The organism is Rhizobium ruizarguesonis, from assembly GCF_012349115.1.
In the GTDB taxonomy this organism is placed as follows: domain Bacteria; phylum Pseudomonadota; class Alphaproteobacteria; order Rhizobiales; family Rhizobiaceae; genus Rhizobium; species Rhizobium ruizarguesonis.
Window position 1 is genome coordinate 95,833 of record NZ_PQIG01000057.1, and the last position, 20,426, is coordinate 116,258.

Annotated in this window: 24 protein-coding genes; 16 read left to right on the plus strand and 8 right to left on the minus strand. The window is 61.4% G+C overall.

Features of this window, described 5'->3' with window-relative positions:
• Positions 1–11: 11 nt before the first annotated feature.
• On the minus strand, positions 12–971 hold the full coding sequence (locus C3Y91_RS06545; protein WP_168575160.1) for an SDR family NAD(P)-dependent oxidoreductase: 960 nt from the start codon (positions 969–971) through the stop codon (positions 12–14).
• Between the two features lie 123 nt (positions 972–1,094).
• On the opposite strand from C3Y91_RS06545, the gene C3Y91_RS06550 reads away from it, so the two are divergent.
• Entirely contained in the window at positions 1,095–2,039 is a 945-nt protein-coding gene (locus tag C3Y91_RS06550; protein ID WP_168575161.1) for an AraC family transcriptional regulator, read from the plus strand.
• Positions 2,040–2,194: 155 nt separating this feature from the next.
• Positions 2,195–3,100 carry a S1C family serine protease gene (locus C3Y91_RS06555; protein ID WP_024322849.1) on the plus strand — a complete coding sequence of 302 codons (906 nt, stop codon included), beginning with the start codon at positions 2,195–2,197 and terminating at the stop codon, positions 3,098–3,100.
• 68 nt (positions 3,101–3,168) lie between these two features.
• On the opposite strand, the gene C3Y91_RS06560 is transcribed toward C3Y91_RS06555, so the two are convergent.
• Positions 3,169–4,182, minus strand: coding sequence for a LacI family DNA-binding transcriptional regulator (locus C3Y91_RS06560; protein ID WP_018070954.1), 1,014 nt, complete (start codon positions 4,180–4,182; stop codon positions 3,169–3,171).
• A 207-nt stretch (positions 4,183–4,389) separates the two neighbouring features.
• Between C3Y91_RS06560 and C3Y91_RS06565 the strand changes: the two genes are divergently transcribed.
• From C3Y91_RS06565 to C3Y91_RS06575, 3 genes are read left to right on the plus strand one after another with little or no spacing between them, the layout of a single operon-like run.
• A complete protein-coding gene (locus tag C3Y91_RS06565; protein ID WP_018070953.1) occupies positions 4,390–5,304 on the plus strand; it encodes a sugar phosphate isomerase/epimerase family protein in 915 nt (304 codons plus the stop codon).
• 43 nt (positions 5,305–5,347) lie between these two features.
• On the plus strand, positions 5,348–6,271 hold the full coding sequence (locus C3Y91_RS06570; RefSeq protein ID WP_130661262.1) for a TIM barrel protein: 924 nt from the start codon (positions 5,348–5,350) through the stop codon (positions 6,269–6,271).
• A 7-nt stretch (positions 6,272–6,278) separates the two neighbouring features.
• A complete protein-coding gene (locus C3Y91_RS06575; RefSeq protein ID WP_168575162.1) occupies positions 6,279–7,445 on the plus strand; it encodes a Gfo/Idh/MocA family protein in 1,167 nt (388 codons plus the stop codon).
• Between the two features lie 82 nt (positions 7,446–7,527).
• Here the strand turns inward: C3Y91_RS06575 and C3Y91_RS06580 are convergent, their stop codons facing one another.
• The 4 genes from C3Y91_RS06580 to C3Y91_RS06595 all read right to left on the minus strand — a co-directional run bounded on the left by C3Y91_RS06580 (position 7,528) and on the right by C3Y91_RS06595 (position 10,224).
• Positions 7,528–7,698, minus strand: a complete 171-nt coding sequence (locus C3Y91_RS06580) for a hypothetical protein (protein WP_018070950.1) — start codon at positions 7,696–7,698, stop codon at positions 7,528–7,530.
• Between the two features lie 65 nt (positions 7,699–7,763).
• A complete protein-coding gene (locus tag C3Y91_RS06585; RefSeq protein ID WP_168575163.1) occupies positions 7,764–8,156 on the minus strand; it encodes a hypothetical protein in 393 nt (130 codons plus the stop codon).
• A 66-nt stretch (positions 8,157–8,222) separates the two neighbouring features.
• Positions 8,223–9,857 (minus strand): chaperonin GroEL, encoded by a 1,635-nt coding sequence (gene groL, locus C3Y91_RS06590; protein WP_130699884.1) that lies wholly within the window; start codon positions 9,855–9,857, stop codon positions 8,223–8,225.
• A gap of 49 nt (positions 9,858–9,906) precedes the next feature.
• On the minus strand, positions 9,907–10,224 hold the full coding sequence (locus C3Y91_RS06595) for a co-chaperone GroES (protein ID WP_018070947.1): 318 nt from the start codon (positions 10,222–10,224) through the stop codon (positions 9,907–9,909).
• Positions 10,225–10,734: 510 nt separating this feature from the next.
• On the opposite strand from C3Y91_RS06595, the gene C3Y91_RS06600 reads away from it, so the two are divergent.
• The 6 genes from C3Y91_RS06600 to C3Y91_RS06625 all read left to right on the plus strand — a co-directional run bounded on the left by C3Y91_RS06600 (position 10,735) and on the right by C3Y91_RS06625 (position 13,776).
• A complete protein-coding gene (locus C3Y91_RS06600; RefSeq protein ID WP_026170811.1) occupies positions 10,735–10,998 on the plus strand; it encodes a hypothetical protein in 264 nt (87 codons plus the stop codon).
• A complete protein-coding gene (locus tag C3Y91_RS06605; protein WP_018070945.1) occupies positions 10,995–11,330 on the plus strand; it encodes a hypothetical protein in 336 nt (111 codons plus the stop codon). The genes C3Y91_RS06600 and C3Y91_RS06605 overlap by 4 nt, the downstream gene beginning before the upstream one ends.
• Complete coding sequence (locus C3Y91_RS06610) at positions 11,327–11,656, plus strand: hypothetical protein (RefSeq protein ID WP_168575164.1); 330 nt, start codon at positions 11,327–11,329, stop codon at positions 11,654–11,656. Before C3Y91_RS06605 ends, C3Y91_RS06610 begins: the two co-directional genes overlap by 4 nt.
• On the plus strand, positions 11,647–11,922 hold the full coding sequence (locus tag C3Y91_RS06615) for a DUF1488 family protein (RefSeq protein ID WP_075224839.1): 276 nt from the start codon (positions 11,647–11,649) through the stop codon (positions 11,920–11,922). Before C3Y91_RS06610 ends, C3Y91_RS06615 begins: the two co-directional genes overlap by 10 nt.
• Positions 11,923–11,949: 27 nt before the next feature.
• Positions 11,950–12,792, plus strand: coding sequence for a transglutaminase-like domain-containing protein (locus C3Y91_RS06620; protein WP_018070942.1), 843 nt, complete (start codon positions 11,950–11,952; stop codon positions 12,790–12,792).
• 603 nt (positions 12,793–13,395) lie between these two features.
• Positions 13,396–13,776, plus strand: coding sequence for a VOC family protein (locus C3Y91_RS06625; RefSeq protein WP_168575165.1), 381 nt, complete (start codon positions 13,396–13,398; stop codon positions 13,774–13,776).
• A gap of 134 nt (positions 13,777–13,910) precedes the next feature.
• On the opposite strand, the gene C3Y91_RS06630 is transcribed toward C3Y91_RS06625, so the two are convergent.
• On the minus strand, positions 13,911–14,873 hold the full coding sequence (locus C3Y91_RS06630) for a LysR family transcriptional regulator (protein ID WP_168575166.1): 963 nt from the start codon (positions 14,871–14,873) through the stop codon (positions 13,911–13,913).
• A 123-nt stretch (positions 14,874–14,996) separates the two neighbouring features.
• On the opposite strand from C3Y91_RS06630, the gene C3Y91_RS06635 reads away from it, so the two are divergent.
• The 5 genes from C3Y91_RS06635 to C3Y91_RS06655 all read left to right on the plus strand — a co-directional run bounded on the left by C3Y91_RS06635 (position 14,997) and on the right by C3Y91_RS06655 (position 19,277).
• The gene (locus tag C3Y91_RS06635; RefSeq protein WP_168575167.1) at positions 14,997–16,397 is read left to right on the plus strand and encodes an MFS transporter; all 1,401 of its coding nucleotides are present in this window, start codon (positions 14,997–14,999) and stop codon (positions 16,395–16,397) included.
• A 95-nt stretch (positions 16,398–16,492) separates the two neighbouring features.
• Positions 16,493–16,906 (plus strand): hypothetical protein, encoded by a 414-nt coding sequence (locus C3Y91_RS06640; RefSeq protein WP_018070937.1) that lies wholly within the window; start codon positions 16,493–16,495, stop codon positions 16,904–16,906.
• Between the two features lie 95 nt (positions 16,907–17,001).
• Entirely contained in the window at positions 17,002–17,334 is a 333-nt protein-coding gene (locus tag C3Y91_RS06645) for a hypothetical protein (RefSeq protein WP_018070936.1), read from the plus strand.
• A 426-nt stretch (positions 17,335–17,760) separates the two neighbouring features.
• The gene (locus tag C3Y91_RS06650) at positions 17,761–17,904 is read left to right on the plus strand and encodes a hypothetical protein (RefSeq protein WP_003546677.1); all 144 of its coding nucleotides are present in this window, start codon (positions 17,761–17,763) and stop codon (positions 17,902–17,904) included.
• Positions 17,905–18,206: 302 nt separating this feature from the next.
• Positions 18,207–19,277 (plus strand): fatty acid desaturase, encoded by a 1,071-nt coding sequence (locus C3Y91_RS06655; protein WP_174826964.1) that lies wholly within the window; start codon positions 18,207–18,209, stop codon positions 19,275–19,277.
• A gap of 76 nt (positions 19,278–19,353) precedes the next feature.
• Here the strand turns inward: C3Y91_RS06655 and C3Y91_RS06660 are convergent, their stop codons facing one another.
• Entirely contained in the window at positions 19,354–20,268 is a 915-nt protein-coding gene (locus C3Y91_RS06660) for an SDR family oxidoreductase (protein ID WP_168575168.1), read from the minus strand.
• Between the last annotated feature and the right edge of the window lie 158 nt (positions 20,269–20,426).

Below are 20,426 nucleotides of genomic sequence, written 5' to 3' on the forward strand. Positions count from 1 at the left end.
GCGCTATGGCTTCAGGCGTGCGCCGCGAAAGCGTCAATGCCGGTCAGCCTTGCCGACAAGATCCACAGGCGTGCCGCCTCCTCGGGATCGACTGCATGGTCGCTGACGCCGCCGGGTTCTCCATCGGTTGCGCGGATGGCGACATCGCAGTCCTCGCAATAGAGGCCTCCGATACCGTCGAGTTGCGGTGAGGTCGCCGCCCAAACCTGGGTGGCGGCCCCCTGGGATGGCGTCTTGAATGTCGGGTCAATCGGATTGCCGTCCGCATCGATCCAGCCGGCACCGACCATTTCCTCCTTTGCGAGATAACGCTGCAAGGGGGTAAAGATCTTGCCCGGGTGCAGCGAGAAGGCGCGGATGCTGGTGTCGCGCCCGAGCCTGTCCAGATGCACGGCGAAAAGTGCGTTGGCGGTCTTCGACTGGCCATAGGCCTGCCATTTGTCGTAACCGGTCTCGAATTGCACATCCTCCCATCGTATGGCCGAGTTGTGATGGCCACCGGAGGAAACCGAAACGATGCGAGCGCCGCGCGAGATCGCCGGCCAAAGGCGGTTGACCAAGGCGAAATGGCCGAGATGATTGGTTGCGAATTGTGCCTCCCATCCGTCGCCGACACGCGTTTCCGGGCAGGCCATGATGCCGGCGCTGTTGATCAGAATGTCGATGCTGCGGCCAGACGCGACAAACCGCTCGGCAAAGACGCGAACGCTTTCGAGGTCGGAAAGGTCGAGCCGATCAATCTCTACGCCATCGATACCGGCGACCGCGCTACGCGCCGCCTCGATGCTCCTTGCGCCGATGGTCACCTGAGCGCCAGCGCCCGCCAGAGCGCGTGTGGTTTCGAGCCCGAGGCCGGAATGGCCGCCGGTAACGATGACGCGCTTGCCGGAAAGATCGAGACCGGCCAGAACCTCGTCGGCAGTCGTGTGGGCTCCAAATCCGGAGCCGATGGGGACTTGTTTGTCACGCATGATAATACCTTTGTTCTGCGACGTTACCGTCGCTCGGGGCGACGGTCGCGAGAATAAGGCGTGGCCTCCAGACGATCCATGCGCTAAAGTCCAACATATCTTCGCCATCGTCCGGATTTTTACATGGACCCGTTATCCGATGTTCTCGCATTGCTCAAACCGCGCAGCTATGTTTCCGCGGGGCTTGACGCTGGCGGCGCCTGGGCGATCGATTTTCCGCCCCCTGATGGCATCAAGTTCAACGCGGTGATTTCAGGCGCGTGCTGGCTGAGCGTCGATGGCGTCCCCGAAGCTGTCCGCCTGGAGGAAAGTGACTGCTTTCTGCTGACGAGCCGCCGAGCTTTTCGTCTCGCCAGCGATCCGGCTCTCGAAGCGATCCCGTCCGATGCGATCTATTCGATCGCCCGCGACGGCATTGCGACTTGCAACGGCGGCGGCGATTTCTTCCTGATCGGCAGCCGTTTTTCCTTTTCGGGAGGAAATTCGGACATCCTTCTCGGAATCCTGCCGCCGATCGTCCATGTGAAGAGGGATTCCGATCACGCCGCCGTGCTGCGTTGGTGCCTCGATCGGATGACGCGCGAATTGCGCGACCAGCAGCCGGGTGGCTTTCTGATGGCGGAGCATTTTGCTCATGTCATGCTCATGCAGGTGTTGCGCCTCCATGTCGCATCGCCGAATGCGCGCGGCGTCGGCTGGCTTTTCGCGCTTACCGACCGGCGGATCGGCGCGGCTATCGGTGCCCTGCATGCCGATCCAGCCCGCAGGTGGACCTTGCAGTCGCTGGCTGAACGGGCCTCGATGTCCCGGTCCAGTTTTGCTCTCCACTTCAAGGAAATGGTCGGACTTGCGCCGATGGATTATCTGACGCGCTGGCGCATGCTTCTCGCAGGTGACCGATTGACAAACTCGGCCGAAGCAATTGCCGGTGTCGCCCTGTCGCTCGGTTATGAATCCGAAAGCGCATTCAGCACCGCTTTCAAGAGAGTGATGGGATGCTCGCCGCGGCAATATGGTCGCGCTCAGCCGCCCGCCGGTGCCATGCGAGATAGTCTCGGCCCTCAGTGAAACCTTGATTGGTGCAGGCATCGGAGGGAGGTCGCGCGTTGGCCTGCCGAAATTCCGTCCGATACGGTCTTGCACCCGCCGTCCATTCTCTTACCTATCAAGGAAGAATGCGCCGGATTTCGGCCTTTCGCGCCGGTGCCCATCGGGATGAAAGCATGAATATCGATCCGATTTTGCGGTCAGTCGTGGCCGTCCGTTCCTCCATTCCGGAAGATGCATTCACGGCGGAGACGCTGGGCACTGTCCGGGAGGGCAGCGGCGTGGTCATTCGCGACAACGGGCTGGTGCTAACCATCGGTTATCTCATCACCGAGGCCGAAGAGGTCTGGCTGACGACCCATGAGGGGCGCGTGGTTCCCGCCCATGCACTTGCCTATGATCAGGAAAGCGGCTTCGGCCTGGTGCAGGCGCTTGGACCCCTGAATGCGCCTGCGGTGGATCTCGGCGACGCGGCGACGGCCAAGGCCGGCGATCCCGTCGTGCTGGCCGATGGCATCGGAGAATTCGTCCAGGCAAATATCGTCGCCCGGCAGGAATTCGCCGGCTATTGGGAATATCTGCTCGACGAGGCGATTTTCACGGCACCAGCCCATCCCTCATGGGGCGGTGCAGCACTGATCGGTTCGGACGGCAAGCTTCTCGGCATCGGTTCGCTTCGCCTGCAGATGAGCGATGGCGACGAGGTCGCCGATATCAACATGGTCGTGCCGATCGACCTTTTGCCACCGATCCTCGACGATCTCTTGAACCGCGGCCAGGTCAACAAGCCGCCGCGGCCCTGGCTCGGCGCCTTCTCCGCCGAGAGCAATGGCGGCGTGGTGGTCATGAGCGTGGCCGAAGGCGGACCGGCCGCCCAGGCGGGCCTGCGTCAGGGCGATATCATTTCGGAGATCCGCGACGAAGAGGTCGATGGCCTGGCCGATTTCTACCGCAAGCTCTGGAGCAGCGGCCCGGCCGGCGCCGAAATCCCCATGCGGATCCTCAGGAACGGCCGGGAAGCCTGGCTGCGCATCAAATCCGCCGACCGCAACAGCTTTCTTAAGAAACCGCAGCTGCAGTAAGGTCGCGCCAACGTCGTGAAAGCCGCTGGCGCTCATTCGAGCGGATTGTCCGGCATCCTTATCCCGCCTCAAAGATTTTCAGATGTGATCGTCAGGAAGCGCACCGGCTCGGCGCTGACCTCCACCTCGATGAGACCCAGCCTGTTCAGGGCCAGGTCTATCGATCGCCTCGCCTGCACCTCCGGCGCCTGGTCGAGCACGATCGACATGATGCCACGGCTGAGATAGTCCTGCGTCTCTCCCGTCAATTCGTGGCCGACCCAGAACGGCCGCCTAGCCTTGTTTGCCTCGAGCACCCTGGCAACGCCCTTGTTGTCGCCGCCTGCACTATAGACGCCGATGATGCCGGGTTCGCGCCGGAGGGCCGCTTGCAGCAGCTCGATGGCATTGTGCTCATCATCAAGGTCGAACATGACCTCGATGAAACGATGCTCGTTTGAACCCTCATTCGAAGCCTTGTCGGCGAGATAGCTGGAGAAGCCGCGGATCCGCTCCTTATGGTTCTCATAGGCGCCGCTGTGGCAGAGAGCGACGAACGAACCGGGGCGCTGCGCCAGCATGCCCGACATGTAGTGAGCCGCGGTGCGTCCGGCAGCGTAGTTGTCGATGCCGACATAGGGCAGTTCCGGGGCAGGACGGGTCATGATCTGGACGACGGGAATGCCGAGACCGGCCGCCTTGCGCACGCTGGTGACGACATCGGCATGGTCGGGCGCAACCACGATCAGCGCCGACCGGCGTGCCGTCGGGTTGGCGATATAGCGAGCGAATTGCGCCGGCTCGTTCTCGCGGACGAAGGTGCGGTGAACGACAATGCTGTCGTCGAGCGAGGCGGCGATGCGCTCGAACGCCCGGTTCAAACGCGAATAGAAGCTGGTCTCCGGACGAACGAGGATCACCTCTATCCGGATCAGGCCGCGATGGGCGACCGGCAGGCTCAGCCGGTATTCAAGCCGTCTTGCCGCCAGGAACACCTTCTCCACCGTTTCAGGCCGCACGCCGCCGCGGCCGTTGAGGACGCGCTCCACGGTCGCGGTGCCAACGCCGGCCTGCCTCGCGACATCCTTCAAAGTCACCTTCATCAAGCTCACTCACTCCCAAAGCTGACACAGCAGAGCACCGGGCTGCTGCGCGGTCAATGATCAAATTTGATCAAGGAAGCATTGGAGCATGGGGGCGCCGCGGCAGTATCGTGCTGGCAATCCGGGAGGAGCACCGGACGTCCGAAACAAACGAGATCAAGGATCATCCGCCGGCCCGATGCGGCCGGGGGATGACGGAGGAACCAGATGAAGATCGCACTCGACCCGCATATGCACCGTCACCTCAACCTGCGCGACCTCTGCCGCAAGGCGGCAGAGCTCGGCTACGAGCATATCGAGCTTTCACCGCGTGACGACTTTCTGCCCTGGTGGGTGCGCCCGCGGGCGCACAAGGAACGCATTGCGGAATTCAAGGCGGCCCTGAAGGATCACGGCGTCCAGCTCGCCTCGATCCTGCCGATGTACCGCTGGGCGAGCCCGCATGAGGACGAGCGGCAAGCGGCAGTGCGCTACTGGAAGGAAGCGATCACGATCGCCGCCGAAATGGGCTGCGATACGATGAACTCGGAATTTGGCCGCGGGCCGTCGCCGGATCGCAGCCACCGCGCCAGCTGCTGCGGCGGCATGCATACCCACGAACACAGCGAGGCTGCCTGGTGGCGCTCGATAGAAGAGCTCGTTCCGGTGTTCGAGCGCGAGGGCGTCACGCTCAACATGGAACCGCATCCGGAAGACTGGTGCGAGACGCTGCATCCGGCGATCGACATGCTGAAGACCATCGGCTCGAAGAACGTCAAATTCCTCTATTGCGCGCCGCACACCTTCTATTTCGGCGACGACATGGCGCGGATGATCCGCGATGCCGGCCCGCTGATTGCCCATGTGCATGTGGCCGATACCTATAACCACAAGGCGTCGTCAGGGCTGCGCTACATCATCAATCCGCCGGGCGCCAAGGTCACCATCCATCAGCACATGGATATGTACCAGGGCGAGATCAATTGGGATGTCTTCTTCTCCTCGCTCGCCGCGGTCGGGTTCGACGGCATCATCACCGCCTGCGTCTTCGGCTGGGAGGAGCGCGCCGACGATTCCGGCCGCTTCATGCGCTCTGAAATCCAGAAATATGTCGACAAATACTGGCCCGGGAAACTTGGCTGATCGTCAGCATCCGCCCCGGCACCCCATTATCAGGAATAAAACCGTGACCATCACGATTACGACCGCCCCCTGCTGCTGGGGCGTGGACGACGTCAACCATCCAAACCTTCCCGCCTGGGAACGCGTCTTCGACGAGGCGGCAGCGGCCGGCTATGGCGGCCTCGAACTCGGGCCTTATGGTTACGTGCCGCTCGATGATGCGCTCGTCGCCAAGGCGCTCTCCGAGCGCAATCTCTTCATCGTCGCCGGCACGATCTTCGACGATCTCGTCTCTTCTCAAAATCGGGAGGCATTGTTGCGACAGACGGACGAAATCTGCGCCGTCATCACCAGGCTGCCGCAGCCGGAACAGATGGCAGGCCAGCGGTTCAGGACCCCCTATCTCACGGTCATGGACTGGGGGCACGACGAACGGGACTATGCCGCCGGCCATTCCGATCGTGCGCCGCGTCTCGACGACAAGGCTTGGGCCGGGATGATCGCCAATATCACGGCGATTGCCGAACTCGCTCGGCGCAAATACGGCGTGCGCGCCGTCATCCACCCGCATGCGGGTGGCTATATCGAATTTGCTGATGAGATCGAGCGGGTGGCCGCCGACATTCCGCAGGAGGTCGCCGGCTTCTGCCTCGACACCGGCCATAGCTATTATGCCGGCATGGATCCCGTGGAGATGCTTCGCCGCTATGCCGACAGGCTCGACTACGTCCACTTCAAGGACATCGACCAGACGGTATTCGACCGTGTGCTTGGCGAGAAGATCCGCTTCTTCCAGGCCTGCGGACAGGGCGTGATGTGCCCGATCGGCCGCGGCGTCATCGATTATCCCGCCGTCAGACGGACGCTCGAGGAGATCGGTTATCACGGCTTCATCACCGTCGAGCAGGAGCGCGATCCGAGGAATGTCGCCGGCAGCCTCGAAGATGTGAAGCAAAGCCGCGATTACCTCAGGTCGGTCGGGTTTTAAGGAAAAGATGATGACGAATGACAGGAGAAAGCCGATCCGCTGGGGCATGGTCGGCGGCGGCAGAGGCAGCCAGATCGGCTATATTCATCGCTCGGCAGCGCATCGCGACGACGTCTTTGCCCTTGCTGCGGGTGCCTTCGATATCGATCCCGAACGCGGCCGCGCCTTCGGCCTCGATCTGGAGCTCGACGAAGCCAGGAGCTACCGGGACTATGCGACGATGTTTGCGACTGAGGCCGGGCGGGCCGACGGCATCGAGGCCGTGTCGATCGCAACACCCAACAACACCCATTTTGCGATCTGCAAGGCAGCACTCGAACATGATCTGCATGTGATCTGCGAAAAGCCGCTCTGCTTCACGACCACGGAGGCTGAGGAGTTGAAGACGCTGTCCCAGGCGCGCGGCCGTATCGTCGGCGTGACTTATGGCTATGCCGGCCACCAAATGATCGAACAGGCGCGTGCCATGGTCAGGAATGGTGATCTCGGCGAGATCCGCATCGTCAACCTGCAATTTGCCCATGGTTTCCATAGCGCTGCGGTGGAGGAGCAGAACCCCGCGACACGCTGGCGCGTCGATCCGAAATTCGCAGGCCCCAGCTATGTCCTCGGCGATGTGGGGACCCACCCGCTTTATATCGCCAAGGTCATCTTGCCGCACCTGAAGATCAGGCGGCTGCTCTGCACCCGCCAGAGCTTCGTCAAAAGCCGCGCGCCGCTCGAAGACAATGCGGTGACCCTGATGGAATATGATAATGGCGCGATCGCCACCATCTGGTCGAGCGCCGTCAATGCCGGCTCCATGCATGGCCAGAAGATCCGCATCGTTGGCTCGAAGGCCAGCATCGAATGGTGGGACGAGCGGCCGAACCAGCTCTCCTACGAGATCCAGGGCGAACCGGCCCGCATCCTCGAGCGCGGCATGGACTATCTCTACCCCGAGGCCAGGATCGACGACCGGATCGGCGGCGGTCACCCGGAAGGTCTCTTCGAAGCCTGGGCGAACCTCTATCGCCGCTTCGGCTTTGCCATCAACAATGTGCGAGGCCTTGCCCCTGCGGGGATCGAAGACCTCGTCTTTCCCGATGTCGATGCCGGACTGGAAGGGGTGCGCTGGGTGGAAAACTGCGTGCGGTCCGCCGATGCTGGCGGGATCTGGCTGGATTACAGCTAGGATCCTCTCCTCAGATGGCACCGTATGCCGGCTTTACACGGCTGCGCTGGAGATCTGTCCAAGAACGCCTTCATACCCCCTCTCAGATAAGCTGATCGTCATCTTCCGTTGCCTGGGGCGCGCGGCGACGCGTGCTGTCGTTGGCGGCTTTCTTATGCTCGTCGGCAGCTGCCTCGCGGATTTTCTGGAAGCGGTTGTCGCCCGCGTCTTCTGCCGCTGGCTGCGGGTCGGTCTTTTTCACGAAACGGATCATGGGTCATTTCCTGCTTTGACAGTGGCAGCGCTCCGCACCATATCGGAGCGCTCTGGAAAATGGTGTCAGACGGCAAGCGCGGTGGCGCAGGCTTGAACACTTCGGCTGTCGGGTGAGGTTTGCCCAGGCATGGTCGCCCAGCCGCCGGCCTCGACAAACTGACGCTGCTTGTAGCCTTCGGTAATCGCCTTGAACTCGATCAGTTTAGCGCTTGCATCCGGCGCCGCATTGAACCGCTCGACGCAAATGGCGGACGCCAGCTCTCCGCGTGCGATGTCGCCGGCGGCGGCTGCCGCTTTGCTTGATGTGCCGCCTGTTACCCAACCTCCCCAGCTGAATCCGATGATCATCGTGGCGATCGCCGTGACGACGCAGGCCCAGGCGAGAAGCGTCTTGGATGGCTGATAACTTTCGAAACGCTGGGTAATCGATGTCTTGCTGCTGCTCTGCACGGACATTGGAATTCTCCTTGTCTGTTGTTCGGATTGTGCCATCCGGCGACGCCGGAACGGTTCAGGCTGGCCTCAGTATCCCATAGCGCCCATGCCGCCATTTCCGGCAGCAGACGCAGTGTCTCTTGCGGGAATGTCGGCGATCATCACCTCGGCGGTGATCAGCAGCGCCGCGATCGAACCGGCGTCCTGCAGAGCGGTGCGCACGACCTTGGCAGGATCGACGATGCCGGCCTCGATCATATCGACATAGGTCTCCGTCTGTGCGTCGAAGCCCTGATTGTGATCATTGCTGCCGGCGAGTTTTCCGACGACGATCGAGCCCTCGAACCCGGCATTGTCGACGATCTGCCGGATCGGGGCTTCGAGCGCCCTGAGCACGATCGAGATGCCCGCCGTCACGTCGGCGTTCTCCCCGGTCAGTCCCGTCAGCGCCGACTTCGCGCGCAACAGTGCCACGCCGCCGCCGGGCACGATGCCCTCTTCGACCGCCGCACGGGTGGCGTTCAGCGCATCGTCGATGCGGTCTTTCTTTTCCTTGACCTCCGTCTCGGTCGCGCCGCCGACGCGGATGACCGCGACGCCGCCGGCGAGTTTCGCCAAGCGTTCCTGCAGCTTTTCCTTGTCGTAGTCTGAGGTGGTGTCTTCGATCTGCGCCTTGAGCTGCTGGATGCGCGCCTGGATGGCCGCTTTCTCGCCGGAGCCGTCGATGATCGTGGTGGTCTCCTTGTCGATCAGCACACGCTTGGCGTGGCCGAGCATATCGAGCGTGACGTTCTCGAGCTTGATGCCGAGATCCTCGGAAATCATCTGGCCGGCGGTCAGCACGGCAATGTCTTCCAGCATGGCCTTGCGGCGATCCCCGAAGCCCGGCGCCTTGACGGCCGCGACCTTCAGGCCGCCGCGCAGCTTGTTGACGACAAGCGTCGCCAGCGCCTCGCCTTCGACGTCCTCCGAGATGAGGAGCAGCGGTTTACCGGTCTGTACGACGGCTTCCAGGATCGGCAGCATCGCCTGCAGGCTGCCGAGTTTCTTCTCGTGAACGAGGATATAGGGCTCCTCCAGTTCCACGCGCATCTTCTCGGCATTGGTGACGAAATAGGGCGAGAGATACCCACGATCGAACTGCATGCCTTCAACGACATCGAGTTCGGTCTCGGCGGTTCGCGCCTCTTCGACTGTTATGACGCCCTCATTGCCGACCTTGTCCATCGCCTTGGCGATCATCTCGCCGATGGTGGCGTCGCCATTGGCGGCAATGGTGCCGACCTGTGCGATCTCGGCTGACGATTTGACCTTCATCGCCCTCGCCTGGATTTCCTTGACGACGGCGGTAACGCCGAGATCGATGCCGCGCCTGAGATCCATGGGGTTCATGCCGGCAGCGACGAGCTTTGCGCCTTCGCGGAAGATGGAGGCGGCAAGCACCGTCGCCGTCGTCGTGCCGTCGCCGGCAAGATCATTGGTCTTCGAAGCCACCTCGCGCACCATTTGCGCGCCCATGTTCTCGAACTTGTCTTCGAGCTCGATCTCCTTGGCGACGCTAACGCCGTCCTTGGTAATGCGCGGTGCGCCATAGGCCTTGTCAATGACGACGTTGCGACCCTTCGGGCCAAGCGTCACCTTGACGGCGTTGTTAAGCAATTCGACGCCGCGCAGCAGGCGGTCGCGCGCGTCGGTGGAGAATCTGATTTCCTTGGCAGACATGATGTTTCTTCCCAGTTCGATCTTGAGATGCGGGTCGGAAATTCGACCCTCAGGCGGCTTTGTCAGCAGCCGCTTCGGTCTTTTCGACGATGCCCATGATGTCGGTCTCCTTCATGATCAGAAGGGTTTCGCCATCGATCGTGACCTCTGTGCCCGACCATTTTCCAAACAGAATGAGATCGCCGACCTCGACATCGAGCGGGACCAGAGTGCCGCTTTTGTCGCGCAGGCCCGGGCCGACTGCGACCACTTCACCTTGCTGCGGCTTCTCCCTGGCGGTGTCTGGAATGATGATCCCGCCCTTGGATTTGACATCGCCTTCCGCACGTCGAATGACGACGCGGTCGTGAAGTGAACGGAATTTCATAGAGGTCTTTCTGCTGCCGGCGCGTATGGCGGCTGCAGTACATAAATAGCACCCGTGGCACTCGATTGATAGGAGTGCTAATAAATATTGTTCACCAAGGGAATTTCTTGAAAAATTCAGGAAATCAATTTGAACGGATATTTTGTATTAATCCAGAAATGAAAAGAATTTTTTCGCCGTCGCGCTCAATTTTATTTAGCATATCGTGACCTTAATTTAGCGTTTTTTATAGATAAATCCGAATTATCTTGATTTGGACTCAATCAAGGCGCAATGATAGGCCTCGTCGATTTGGCCGACTTGGCTTCGCGGTGTCAGAGACCTACGACCCGCCATCACCACTGAATTCTCGATAGCGAATGTATGACGTCGTTCCGGCGTTCATTTCGCCTGTTCCGATCCGGAATGAGCTTGGCGCTGACCGCGGATGTACCGGCAGCCTCGAGTTCGTCCGGCTCGGATCTCAACGATACAGGAACGCTTCAGTGTATTCCTGCGGAGGCCTCAGCCGTGACAAGTCGCACCACAGAAACCGTCGTCCGTTTTTCATCTCCATTCCGCCTGCCCGGTTTCGACGGGGCGCAGCCAGCCGGAGAATACCGCGTCGATTATGACGAGGAATTGATCGATAGCGTTTCCAGGCTTGCCTGGCGACGGGTCGGCGCCTTCATCCACCTGCCGGCGATCGCCGCCCAGAGTTCGACGCAGCAGATGATGCCTGTCCACCTGTCAGATCTCGAAACCGCGCTCGAAAAGGACCACAAACTGTCATGACCGCTACGCGCATCCCGCAACGCAATGGACGCTCGATCCGACGCGAGGCAGCAACACATATCTTCAAGGTGGGGCAGACCGTCCGGGTGAAGGACGGGTTCCTGGTCGTTCCCTCCAAGCTCCCCGAGACATACCGCATTACCGCTACGCTGCCTCTGAGAGGAAATGTGCTGCAATACCGCATCCGCAGTGACGATGAACGTCATGAGCGGGTCGCGACGGAAGACAGCCTGGAACTGGTAAACCTATCGCCCGCCGGCAGCGGCGCAACACTGATCGAGAGGACGTTTGGCCATGGCCACGGCCCGAATGACGAAAGGTTGACATCGTGAACAGCCATGAAGACGAAGCCGAACGAAGACGGAATGCCTTTGCCGTCGGCACATGGGAAGACAAATGTGGCGCGTCCGGTCGCTACTCCATGGAGATCGAACACGACCGCCGGATCGAATCCGCCCGTTCGTCGACCGTCTATCGTGTCTCAGCAGGCGTTCCAGTGCTCGCCGACCATGCCATGACCGGCAAGAGCCGTTCGGAGGCCGGGAAAGAGATGATGTCCTTCAATCTTCTCAACATAGGATACCGGAAGGAATGGCTCAGGCTGTCGGACGCCGCTCGGAGTGCTCGTGAGACCCCGCCGGTTCAACCGTGGCGCTAGCCTTCCTGAACCAAAGCCGTAGCTTCGATGCGGCGAGAAATGCTGTGCGCTTCGTCGGCCATGACGGCATGTTCCAGGTGTTGTTCTTCATCGAGGTTGGCGCTCTGGCGAAATCCGACACCGCATTGCAAAGAACCGAGCCTTCGGAAACGAATTGGCTTTCGTTATTCGACGCCCTGCGCAACTCCATTCAGGACGTGGCACACAAAGCCTATTCCTACCGCCGCCGCGCCTTCTATACTCTAACTGCGGCGGACTTCCGCTAGGCGGATCCGGACGCGCGAGAACGCTCCATGTTGATCCGTTACGGCTATGAAATTACGCTGACCTGCCCGCAGCCGACCGCATTGGTATGCCTGTTGTCGGTTCATGATGATCGTGCGGCCGACATCAGAATTCCGGAAACGGTCTTCACCACGCCCGATGTTCCCACTTCGACTTATCGCGACCTCTTCGGCAACCGCTGTCTCCGGCTGATTGCCCCGGCGGGCGACCTGACCATATGGGGCGATGCGACGATCGAAGACGACGGCAAACCGGACAGGTCGCTGCCAGGCGCCAGGGAACTCCCGGTTTCGGAATTGCCGGATGATTGCCTCGTCTACCTGATGGGCAGCCGCTATTGCGAGACGGATCGTCTCAGTCAAATTGCGTGGGATATGTTCGGCACCGTCTCACCTGGCTGGGGCCGCGTTCAGGCGATCTGCGACTTCGTTCACGGCCACATCCAATTCGACTACATGCAGGCGCGATCGACGCGGACAGCCTTCGAGGCGTTTCACGAACGTGTCGGCGTCTGTCGCGACTTTGCGCATCTCGCGGTGGCGTTGTGCCGTTGCCTCAACATTCCTGCCCGATATATCAATGGCCATCTCGGCGACATCGGTATTCCGGTCGTCGATCCGATGGACTTCAGCGCCTGGATCGAGGTCTTCCTGGACGGTGCATGGCATACATTCGATCCGCGCAACAATACGCCGCGGATTGGTCGTATCATCGTCGCACGCGGGCGCGACGCCGCCGACATACCGCTCATCAATTCCTTCGGTCCGCATGTGCTGAAGGCGTTTCGAGTCTGGACCTATGAGGTGACGAACCTGCAACAGATGCAAAGCGTCGCCGGGGGCGCTGTTTAGAACGAGACCCGGGCGGATGCGCGGCAATGTCCAGCCTCAGGCTTTGCCGCAGGCGCCTGCAGTCGGCGGACTGCCTGTCCCACAGTAGCTCCTGGCCGAACTGCGCCCTCCCCCAAAATCACGTGACAGCGTTGCTCGCCTTGTCTTAACTAGCACATTGCCGGTTCAGGGCCGACTCGCACCGAAAGCCGGTGCGGATGTCTTCGAGTGGAGGGCCACTTCTCGCTCGGTCTCAAAAACATGATGATCGGCCTGAGATCGATCCCGGCGTGCCGGTCCTCGTTGCCGACCGCTCCGGGCCGCTTGGGCTTGCGCTGAAAAGCGGCAATTTCGGCGCCCCCGATTTCTTCGCCAAGGCGCTGGGCAGGATCGCCGGCCATGAATGATCCGCGCCCAAGATACGGGCCCCTTCGTTGACTTAAAGCGCATCGCAATCTTTCAGATTCGCTCCTCGCGCTTTAAGTCTTTGTTTTAAGCATGTCGTTGTCGCAAAACCGCTGTAGACTTTTGCGCGACATGCTTTGGTTGAAAGATGTTGGCGTCGAGCCATCTTGGGTGTGAGCAGTCCTTCGGGGATTAGCGGCAGATAGGGAGTTCGTGTTGATGTTCGATCATATCTCCATCGGCGTAAAAGACCTCGAAAGAGCTCGCCGTTTCTACGATGCGGCGCTGGCGCCGCTCGGATATGAGCGCCTGTCCAATTCCGACACCATGATCGGCTATGGCCCGGAAAGGGTCGGGCTCTGGGTGATGCAGGTCGAACAGCCCGTGGTTGCCGACATGCGATCCGGGCTGCATTTCTGCTTCGTCGCGCCTGATGAGGCCGCGGTCGATGCCTTTCACGCGGCGGCCGTCGCATCCGGCGGCGCGGATAATGGTGAACCGGGTGTGCGGCCGGATTATGGGCAATTCTATTACGCCGCCTTCATCATCGACCCGGACGGCTACCGCCTCGAAGCGTATTTTCACAAAGGTGAGCTGTAACCGACCGCCCTAACCTTTTGTTTTCACGCAATTCTGGACGCAAAACCGCTGTGCACTTTTGCTGGAATTTGCGCTGTCTTTTGTTCTGCGCAATTCCGGACGCAAAACCGCTGTGCACTTTTGCTGGAATTGCTTTAGGCCGCGGCTCTCGAGATCGATACGCAGCAGCCGGAGGCTTCGAGCGCCTGGCTGGCGACGTCGAGGAACAGGCGACGGAACCAGCGCGCCCGGCCGTCGGCCTGGTCGACGCGGCGATAGAGCATGGTTACGGGATCGGCCGGCAGCGAAAGCGGCGGCTCGCAAATCGTCAGCCCATGCAACTGCGCCATGCAGCGGCCGATCGACTCCGGCACGGTGGCGATGGCGGGCATGGCCCGCAGCGCCGTCGGCAAGGCGGAAAAGCGCGGTACCGTCGCCACCACCTGTCTGACGTGCCCGGTGCGGCTCAGCGCGATGTCGATGCTGCTCGCGGCATTGCCTTCGAACGAGACCGTGACATGCGCGACATTGGCAAAATCTTTAAGGCTCAGCGGCGCCTTTAGCCGGAGTTGAGCTTCGTCGTAAATGCAGATCGAGGCCTGGTCGAACAGCGGCGCACGAATGTGCCAGGAGGCCGGTTCGTCGTGCACGGAGACGCTGAAGTCGAAGACGCCCTCGTCCAACCGGCGCGCGGCATCGCGTTTCTCGGAGGCGACGCCGATCAGCCGGGCGCCGGGTGAAAGCTGGAGAAGACGGGCGGCAAGCGGGCCGAAGAAGGCCGATTCGAGATTGTCACACATGCCGATGCGGAACTCGCCCTGCCAGCTTGCCGGATCGAATTCGGCCTGCGGGCGGATGGCGCGCTCGATGCCCGACAGCGCATCCTCGATCGCCGGGGCGATGGAAAGAGCGCGCGGCGTCGGCTGCAGGCCGCGGCCGACACGCACGAACAATTCGTCGTCCAGCGCCTCGCGCAGGCGCCGCAAAGCGGCCGACAGGCCCGGCTGGCCGAGCAGCAGCCGTTCGGCGGCACGACTGACGTTGCGCTCCTGCATCAGCACCGAAAAGGCCAGCAGGAGATTGAGGTCGATCTTGCGAAGAGTGGCATCATTCATCATCGTCAGTAATACCTGGCATGGCTACTATCAATTTGCAATAGGAAAGGAAGCTGTACATTTTCTCGTTCCCTGCCGCCCGGCAACCTCCCCCGATGAGGCGGCAGCAGAGAAGGAACGATTTCGATGACTCTTTCCAAATCGCCAAGCGGGGCGGGGCTGGCATTGCTGCTGCTCTGCGCCGCCAATTTTCTCGACGCCATGGACGTCTCCACCATCGGCGTTGCCTTGCCTGCCATCCAGGCCGAACTCGGCATGGAGGCGACCTCGCTGCAATGGGCCGTCAGCGCCTATGTGCTCGGCTATGGCGGCTTCCTGCTGCTCGGCGGCCGGGTCGCCGACGTCTTCGGCCATCGCCGCGTCTTCCTCTGGTCGCTGGCGATCTTTGCCGCCGCCAGCATCGCCGGCGGCTTCGTTGATAGTGGGCCGACGCTGATCGCCGCCCGATTGATCAAAGGCATTGCCGCCGCCTTCACGGCGCCTGCGGCCCTTGCGCTGCTGCTCTCCGTCTTCGGCGAGGGAACCGCGCGGGCAAAAGCGCTCGGTGTCTTCTCCTCCACCGGCGCCGCCGGCTTCGTGCTCGGCATGGTGCTCGGCGGTGCCGCGACGATCTTCAGCTGGCGGGCGACGCTCGTCATGGGTGCGCCCATCGCCATCCTGACGCTCGTTCTGGCGCCGCTGGTGCTGCCCGCCGACCCGAAAAGGGCGGGACCGAGACCTGCCTTCGACTGGGCCGGCGCGCTGACGATCACACCCGGGCTGCTGCTCTTCGTCTTCGGCATCACCAATGCCGCGGCCGCCGGCTGGCAGGCGTTCCCGACCTGGGGTTCGCTCGCCGCGTCGCTGGTGCTGATCCTGCTCTTCCTCGTGGTCGAAGCGCGTCATGCCGATCCGATGGTGCCGCTCGGCATGTTCCGCCGCGCCAAGCTGCGGCATGCCAATGCGATCGCCGCCCTCTTCCAGGGTGCCTATGTCGGCTTCCAGTTTCTGGCGACGCTCTACTATCAGAATGTCATCGGCTGGTCGGCCTTCACGACGGGCTTCTGCTTCGCCCTCGGCGGTGTCTTCGTGATGTTCCTGGCGCCACGTTTTGCGACGGTCGCGCAAAATCGCGGTGCTACCCGGCTGATGGCAGCGGGTGTCGGCCTGCAGGCCTTCAGCTACATCTTCTGGGTGACCGCACTCGGACATGTCGATCCGATCCTGCTCGTCGTGTTCTCGCAGATCCCGCTCGGCCTCGGTTACGCCCTGACCTACCCCTCGGTGCAGGTTGCGGCCCTTTCCGATGTGGAGGATGACAAGGCGGGGCTCGCCTCCGGGCTACTCTTCGCCTCCTTCCAGATCGGCGGCGGCATCGTGCTTGCGGCCGCCTCGGCGGTCTTCGGCGCCGCACCGCATTTCGGCTGGAACCCCTATGTCGCCGGCATCGCTTTCGTGGCATCGCTTGCGGTGGCGATCACCCTGCTTGCAGCCGCCGGTCCGCGGACATCGGCCGCCCGGAGGCGAACCTATCAAGCGGCGGAATGATCCTCACAGCCCGCACTCTGACCGGTGCGGGCTGCTCATGAACCGGAGCTAAATCTGCGGCAAGAATCCCGTTGCGTTGCCTGGGCGAAAGGCGCATGGTCGCAACTTCGGCAGCCATTGAACGGGCGCTGCCGACTGAGGATCTTGGTATCCTCGCCCCGATGAAAGGAGGACCGATGTCTTCCACTTCCGAAAAATCGCATCTGACCTCATCCGATCTCGACATGCTTCAGGGCGTGCTCGACGACGCCGGTTACGACGCCAGAATCCTGATCGACGACGAAAGGGTCTTCAACGTCGCGGCCGTGCTGCTGATCAGGCTGTTCGAGGAGGGCGTCACCTCTCCGGCCCTGCTCTCGCTGGCGCTCGAACACCATTTCGGCAAGCTGAAGACGCCGCCGAAACCGGTAACCCCCGTCTTTAACCGATATGCGATACAAGGATTGCCCCGCGAAGACGCGCCGGCAAGAGCGCCGCGGGTCTTTTCAGACGCGCTAAGGACGCTCTAACACTTTGAGTTTGCGCGTAATCCATTCGGAAATCGATTCCGATTTCGGGGTTATGCGCTAGCGGCAAGCGAGCCGCTCGGCTCCGAAGGATTATTGTGCGGAAAACCCTCTTGCTTTGTATCTGCGTCGCAGCGGCCGGTTATTTCGGATGGGTGCAGTTCGGGGCTTACCAACAACGGCAGCAAGCTAGGGATTTTGCCGACATCGACAGGGAGCGCCGGGTGGCGCTCCTGGAAATCGATGGCTGCCAGGCGCAAGTGGATATGCTTTTGTCGATGACAGACCGCCTGCTCAAGGCCGGCGGCATGCTGGTACCGCTCGATATCGGACGGGACATAGAACTCTGTTTGGCCCGCGGCATCATGTCGACATCGGGCCGATCGGAGATGGAAAGAACGAAGCTGATCCGCCTGTTTCCCTTAGAATAGGATGTCGTCCGAAAACCGCTGACACTTTTCGGCATCATGCTCTTGCGGATTGAACCCTGTGGAAATATGGCTTTCCTGCGGCGGCGGCCTTAATGGCGACTCAATTTTACGCTAAGAGGATGGCTCGCTGATTTGGCCGATGCGGCATTTGCGGTGACCGGAGTTCCGGCCCGCCATTTTCCCGATCGCGAAAGCATGGTGACGTCCCGTCTCAACGTCGGGTTTGGCTTTCGGTGACCTCTCCGGTCATCCGCCTCCAGACTGCGATGCGGTTTCAGCAGGCATCATTTTTATTCCATCCCTGCGGCCCGGTGTTGTCGGGTTGCCCCTCATGACGATCCCGCGATCTCTGATCGCGACCGACAAGCGGGGCGAATACCACGCAGGCTGCGGCTTTCAATTTCGATCTAAAGGGAGATTTTATCGATGGCAAAAGGACAAGTAAGAAGCAATCGCGAGGTCCGGAAGCCGAAGAAGGACAAGCAGGCAGCGAAGGTGGAAAGCACATTCGCCAATCAGATGAAGACGGCGACCAAAACCGCCCCGCAGGGCAGTGCTCCAAAGAAATAGAACCTCTTATCGAGCCCCCGCTCCGCCCCCGTGCGCATAACAGCGCAAGTGATAGCGCGTCTTGTCGAACGCGCCGGGCTCCGGCGTGACACCATCACCCATTGACATGTTTTCAGAAAAACAGGAATTGCTGCAACCATGACCACTCTTCATACGATGTACCACTTCGACTATCCGCTCTTCCTCATTCGCTCGGCCGTGGTGATTGCACTCGGCTTTTCGGCGATCGTCGCCTTTCACGGCGTCACTCTGTGATCGAATCTGCGCGCCGCAGCGAGTGCGAGGAAATCCAAGTGGCCCCTTTGGGCGAGCCCGGCGACAACCCGGAGCGATCCGAAAACCCGGATCGATCCGCAGAGCAAGCCGAGCTTTTCGCTGAAAAACGCTGGCTGAAAATCCTTGCCGGATATCGCCAGCCACGAGCCGGACGCAGCGCTTTCGAGCTTGTCGTCACCGTCGTCCCTTTCGCGCTGTTCTGGGCTACCGCCTGGGCGGCGGTTCATTACAGCTTCTGGCCCGGCCTGATCCTCGTCCTTCCCGCCGCCGCCTTCCTGCTCCGGCTGTTCATGATCCAGCATGATTGCGGCCACGGCTCGTTTTTCGCCCGTCGCCGCGTCGACGACTGGGTTGGACGCACGATCGGCATCCTGACGCTGACGCCCTACGACTATTGGCGCCGGGCGCATGCGGAACACCACGCCTCGGCTGGAAACCTGGACGAACGCGGCGTTGGCGACATCGAAACGCTGACGATCGCCGAATATAACGCGCTGTCGCGCTGGGGCCGGCTCGGCTACCGGCTCTACCGGCACCCGATCGTGATGTTCGGGATCGGACCGGCATGGCTGTTCCTCTTCAAGCAGCGCCTGCCTTTCGGCATGATGCGCTCCGGCGCCCTGCCCTGGGTCTCGACCATGGCGACCAATCTTGCCATCGCACTGGTCGCCGCGCTGCTGATCTGGGCGGTCGGGATCGTCCCCTTTTTACTGGTGCATCTGCCGACCGTTCTTCTGGCAGGTGCTGCCGGCGTCTGGTTGTTCTATGTGCAGCATCAATTCGAGGAAACACATTGGTCGAAGAAGCCGGACTGGCAGTTCCAGCATGCGGCCCTGCACGGTGCCTCGCATTACGACCTGCCGCCAGTGCTGCGCTGGATCACCGGCAATATCGGCATCCACCACGTGCATCATCTGTCGAGCCGGGTGCCCTACTACCGGCTGCCGGAGGTGCTGCGAGACCATCCTGAGCTTGCCGATATGGGCCGCATCACGCTCATGGAAAGCCTGCGTTGCGTCAAGCTGGTGCTGTGGGACGAACAGACGAAGCGACTGGTCTCGTTTCGCGACGCAGCGCGCCTCGCCGCCGCCCGGTAACGGGCTCGAGAGCGGTTTAGACGACATCATGCTCCAATTCAGATTTTAGGCCGATCCGGCCTAAAATCATGCTGCTCTAGCGATAACCCGTTACGTCAGCCGGTCTGCCGGGCTCCTGCACTTCCACCATGTAGCGCCAGCAATCCGGCCGCGAACCGTCGATATCGTCGAAACCATAGGTCTTTGCGATTGCGCCGCTCGATAGCGACTGGCCGTTCCAGCGAGCGCGGTCGGGATCGGCGGCGATGGCCGCAACGGCCCGGCCGACGAAGCGCGGGGTTTCGGAAATGGCGAAATGCGGCTGTACCTTGGTCGCCTCGCGCCAGTTCTCCTCGCGAACACCGTAGGCATCCAGCATCATTTCGGAACGCAGCCAGCCAGGCGTGATCGAAACGGCGGTGGCGCCGTGTTTTTCCAAATCTTGCGCATGCGCCCAGGCCATGCGGGTGACACCCGTTTTGACGAGGTCGTAAAAGGGCGAAAGCCGGTAATGCGTGGCATTGTAATCAGCCGTGCCGTCGGTCATCTCCACCAGCAGCCCGCCGGGCCGCTCGATCATCAGCGGCAGGGCGTAATGGGCGGTAATCAGATGTGTCTCGATACCGAGCCGCAGCATGCGCAAGCCGTTGTCCAGCGAATGCTCCCAGACTGATTTGTCCCATTCGAACAGTTTCTCGCCGCCCCAGATGTCGTTGACGAGAATATCGAGCCGGCCGGCCTCGGCACGGATGCGGGCGATCAGCGCCTCGACCTGTTGCTTGACAAGATGGTCCACCTGCACGGCGATACCCTTGCCGCCCGCTGACGTCACCAACTCGGCCGTCTCCTCGATCGTCTCCGGCCTGATATATTCGGATTGCTGCGCGCGCGTCGTGCGCCCCGTCACGTAAACGGTGGCGCCGGCGGCGCCGAGTTCCACTGCGATGCCGCGGCCGGCGCCGCGCGTAGCACCCGCCACCAAGGCCACTTTCTCCCGCAAGTTCGCTGTCACTTCTCCATCCTCCACGCTAGAACAGCCTTCACGCCGTCATGGAAACGCCCGGGTTTAACTCTTTGTTTTTACGCAATTCCCGGCAAAACCGCTTCGCGCTTTGCCTGGGAAAACCGCTTCCCACTTCTCCTGGAATTGCTTCAGCTGGCGCTCCTTGT

Coding starts and splice junctions, on each gene's coding strand:
- C3Y91_RS06575 (WP_168575162.1), top strand. CDS start 6,279: ATGATGACGAATGACAGGAGAAAGCCGATCCGCTGGGGCATGGTCGGC.
- C3Y91_RS06630 (WP_168575166.1), bottom strand. CDS start 14,873: ATGATGAATGATGCCACTCTTCGCAAGATCGACCTCAATCTCCTGCTG.
- C3Y91_RS06550 (WP_168575161.1), top strand. CDS start 1,095: ATGGACCCGTTATCCGATGTTCTCGCATTGCTCAAACCGCGCAGCTAT.
- C3Y91_RS06650 (WP_003546677.1), top strand. CDS start 17,761: ATGGCAAAAGGACAAGTAAGAAGCAATCGCGAGGTCCGGAAGCCGAAG.
- C3Y91_RS06595 (WP_018070947.1), bottom strand. CDS start 10,224: ATGAAATTCCGTTCACTTCACGACCGCGTCGTCATTCGACGTGCGGAA.
- C3Y91_RS06620 (WP_018070942.1), top strand. CDS start 11,950: ATGTTGATCCGTTACGGCTATGAAATTACGCTGACCTGCCCGCAGCCG.
- C3Y91_RS06640 (WP_018070937.1), top strand. CDS start 16,493: ATGGTCGCAACTTCGGCAGCCATTGAACGGGCGCTGCCGACTGAGGAT.
- C3Y91_RS06565 (WP_018070953.1), top strand. CDS start 4,390: ATGAAGATCGCACTCGACCCGCATATGCACCGTCACCTCAACCTGCGC.
- C3Y91_RS06560 (WP_018070954.1), bottom strand. CDS start 4,182: ATGAAGGTGACTTTGAAGGATGTCGCGAGGCAGGCCGGCGTTGGCACC.
- C3Y91_RS06545 (WP_168575160.1), bottom strand. CDS start 971: ATGCGTGACAAACAAGTCCCCATCGGCTCCGGATTTGGAGCCCACACG.
- C3Y91_RS06555 (WP_024322849.1), top strand. CDS start 2,195: ATGAATATCGATCCGATTTTGCGGTCAGTCGTGGCCGTCCGTTCCTCC.
- C3Y91_RS06580 (WP_018070950.1), bottom strand. CDS start 7,698: ATGATCCGTTTCGTGAAAAAGACCGACCCGCAGCCAGCGGCAGAAGAC.
- C3Y91_RS06635 (WP_168575167.1), top strand. CDS start 14,997: ATGACTCTTTCCAAATCGCCAAGCGGGGCGGGGCTGGCATTGCTGCTG.
- C3Y91_RS06625 (WP_168575165.1), top strand. CDS start 13,396: ATGTTCGATCATATCTCCATCGGCGTAAAAGACCTCGAAAGAGCTCGC.
- groL (WP_130699884.1), bottom strand. CDS start 9,857: ATGTCTGCCAAGGAAATCAGATTCTCCACCGACGCGCGCGACCGCCTG.
- C3Y91_RS06585 (WP_168575163.1), bottom strand. CDS start 8,156: ATGTCCGTGCAGAGCAGCAGCAAGACATCGATTACCCAGCGTTTCGAA.
- C3Y91_RS06605 (WP_018070945.1), top strand. CDS start 10,995: ATGACCGCTACGCGCATCCCGCAACGCAATGGACGCTCGATCCGACGC.